The 1,264-nt window shown below is 67.9% G+C and carries 1 protein-coding gene; it reads left to right on the top strand.

Annotation, left to right across the window (positions count from 1 at the left end):
• Positions 1 to 98 precede the first annotated feature (98 nt).
• A complete protein-coding gene (locus ABGB01_RS45930; protein ID WP_347780641.1) occupies positions 99 to 1,220 on the top strand; it encodes an IS630 family transposase in 1,122 nt (373 codons plus the stop codon).
• Positions 1,221 to 1,264: the final 44 nt, after the last annotated feature.

Here is a 1,264-nt window from a genome sequence, read left to right as displayed (position 1 = left end):
CTAGTGCTTTGACCGGAAACGATCACCGGGTTGGCGCGTAAGGCGGTCCGGCCGGTTGGATGGTGCTGATCACGTTCGATCGGAAGTCGGGAGGCCCGGTGACGCATCCGGTCAAGGTCCGCAGGCTCACGGATCAGGAAGGACAGAAGCTGCAGCGGATCGTGCGGCGCGGCACGATGAGCACGGTCCGCTATCGGCGAGCGATGATCCTGCTGGCCTCGGCCGGCGGCAACACCGTCCCGATCATCGCGCGGCTGGTGCAGGCCGATGAGGACACCGTGCGCGATGTGATCCACCGCTTCAACGAGATCGGGCTGGCCTGCCTGGACCCTCAGTGGGCGGGAGGCCGTCCCCGCCTGCTGAGTCCTGACGACGAAGACTTCATCGCGCAGACGGCCACCACCCGACCTGCCAAGCTCGGCCGGCCCTTCACCCGCTGGTCCATCCGCAAACTGCTCGACTACCTGCACCGCCTGCCCGGCCGCACCATCACCATCGGCCGGGAGGCGTTACGCACCCTCCTGGCCCGCCGCGGGATCACCTTCCAGCGCACCAAGACCTGGAAGGACTCACCCGATCCCGACTTCGACGCCAAGCTGGACGAGATCGAGTACGCCCTGACCCACCGGCCGGAGCGCACCTTCGCCTTCGACGAGTTCGGACCGCTCGGCATCCGGCCCACCGCCGGGACCACCTGGGCACCACAGGGGAAACCGGATCGGCTGCCGGCCACCTACCGCCGCACCCAGGGCGTCACCTACTTCCACGGCTGCTACTCCGTCGGCGACGACCTGCTGTGGGGTGTTAATCGGGCACGCAAGGGCATCGACCCCACCTGGGCCGCGCTGAAATCCATTCGTGCCGCCCGGCCGGACGGTGCTCCGATCTACGTCATCCTGGACAACCTGTCGGCGCACAAGAACCGGCGCATCCGCGCCTGGGCCGAGAAGAACAAGGTCAGGCTGCTGTTCACGCCGACCTACGCCTCCTGGGCCAACCCGATCGAGGCACACTTCGGACCATTGCGCCAGTTCACCCTGGCCAACTCCAGCCACCCGAACCACACCGTGCAGACCAGGGCCCTGCACGCCTACCTGCGCTGGCGCAACGCCCACGCCCGCCACCCCGACGTGCTGGCCGCCCAACGCCGCGAACGCGCCCGCATCCGCAGCGAGAAAGGCATCCGCTGGGGAGGCAGACCCCTCGCACCGGCCGCCTGAAACCTGTCACTCAACCCGGTGATCGTTTCCGGTCACAGCACTAG

This window comes from Nonomuraea sp. B5E05, from assembly GCF_039880665.1.
GTDB lineage: Bacteria > Actinomycetota > Actinomycetes > Streptosporangiales > Streptosporangiaceae > Nonomuraea.
Note: the sequence above shows the minus strand (reverse complement) of the source record. Positions and strands in the feature narration are given on the sequence as shown.